General features: G+C 69.5%; 2 protein-coding genes and 1 pseudogene. 2 read left to right on the forward strand and 1 reads right to left on the reverse strand.

The window, feature by feature from the left end; translation table 11 throughout:
* Window positions 1–231: pseudogene (locus GT042_RS15110) on the reverse strand (ThiF family adenylyltransferase); the annotation flags it as partial.
* A 220-nt stretch (window positions 232–451) separates the two neighbouring features.
* Between GT042_RS15110 and GT042_RS15115 the strand changes: the two are divergent.
* On the forward strand, window positions 452–1,006 hold the full coding sequence (locus GT042_RS15115) for a M48 family metallopeptidase (protein WP_161309233.1): 555 nt from the start codon (window positions 452–454) through the stop codon (window positions 1,004–1,006).
* Between the two features lie 187 nt (window positions 1,007–1,193).
* On the forward strand, window positions 1,194–1,786 hold a 593-nt coding region (locus GT042_RS15120; RefSeq protein WP_161309234.1), incomplete at its 3' end, for a TerD family protein.

Genomic DNA, 1,786 nt, shown 5'->3' on the forward strand with positions numbered 1-1,786 from the left:
CGCGGCCAGCCGCTCCACCAGCGCGTCGGCCCGGCCGTCGGGCAGCCCCATCGCCCGCGCCTCCTCCCGCAGCAGCGGCAGCCCCCGCGTCCCGTCCAGCAGCTCCAGGAAGCTCCCCGTCGCGGTGTCGACCGGCCCCACCAGCACCGCGTGCGCCGGGGTCACCCCGAACTGGACCGTCTGCCGCTCCCGCCAGGCCCGCCGCAGCGCGGTCTTCACCCTTGGATGCATCTCGCCGTCCCCCGTCTCTTTCCGGCTCCCCGAACTCCCGCCCCGGCCCGTTTCCCGTTCGTCCGGCCGTTTCCAGAATGCAAGGAACCGCCGCCCGGCGTGAAAAGTTATCCACAGGCGCGGGATATCGTCGTTCAAATGGCGGACGCCACTCGGTGGATCAAGAAAGGACCGACCGGGAGGCGGGACTTCCCGCACATACAGCGGGTAACGTCGTGGCGTGTCCGCCGATCCTTCATCCCGCCTCACGGCGACGAGCGCCGTCGAGGTGCGCCGGAGCGCCCGCCGGAGCCGGACCGTCTCGGCGTACCGCGAAGGTGACCGGACGATCGTGCTCATTCCCGCCCGGATGTCGGAGGCGGAGGAGCGGCGCTGGGTGACGGTGATGCTCGACAAGCTCGCCGCCCAGGAGAGCAAGCGGGTCATCGGCGACGAGGCCCTGATCGAGCGGGCCGAGCGGCTGTCCGGCCAGTACTTCGACGGCCGTGCCCGGCCGGTGTCGGTCCGGTGGGTGACCAACCAGAACACCCGCTGGGGCTCGTGCACCCCCGCCGAGGGCAGCATCCGGCTCTCGCACCGGCTCCAGGGCATGCCGGAGTACGTCGTCGACTACGTCCTCGTCCACGAACTGGCACACCTGCTGGTCCCGGGCCACGGGCCGCGCTTCTGGCGGCTGCTGGAGGCCTACCCCCGTACCGAACGCGCCCGGGGCTATCTGGAGGGCGTCGTGGCGGCGGACCGGCTGCCCCATTCGCCGTCGACCCGCGACGACTGACCGGCCGGGACGATCAGCCGGGACGACTGATCAGCCGCGACGACTGATCGGCCGGGACGGCCGATCGGCCATGATCCGCGTCTCTGCCCGATCCTGTACCGAATGCGTACCGGCTCGGTCCAATGTCGGACACAGCCGTTAGCCTGGCGCGACGTATTTCATTCGGGATGGGGGACGGTCGTTACGCATGGCGAGGGAATTCCAACGCGGGCACAAGGCCAAGATCAGTGATCTCACTCCGGGGACGGATCTGTACGTAGGTGTGCAGATCACCGCTCCCGGACTGAGCTTCGACATCAGTTGTTTCGGCCTCGACGCCGACGAACAGCTTTCGGACGACCGCTACTTCATCTTCTTCAACCAGCCGAAGTCCCCCGAGGAATCAGTCCAGTTGCTGGGCGCGCAGGCGGGCGACACCGAATCGTTCCGCGTGACGCTCGACCGGATCCCGGCGAGCATCCACAAGCTCTCGTTCACCGCCACGATCGACGGCGCCGGACAGATGTCCCAGGTCGCCCCGGGATACATCCGCATCGTCGCGGGCGGCGAGGAAGTGGTCAGGTACGCGTTCAACGGCTCGGAGTTCACCACCGAACGCGCCGTGATGCTCGGCGACTTCTACCTCAAGGACGTGTGGCGCTTCGCCGCCGTCGGGCAGGGCTTCGACGGCGGACTGGACGCGCTGCTCAAGAACTTCGGCGGCGAGGTCGCCGAGGAGGAGCCCGCCGCGCCGGAGCCGCAAGCCGCCCCCGCGCCGTCGTTCGCCCCGCCCGCGTTCGC

The organism is Streptomyces sp. SID3212 (assembly GCF_009865405.1).
Taxonomy (GTDB): Bacteria; Actinomycetota; Actinomycetes; order Streptomycetales; family Streptomycetaceae; genus Streptomyces.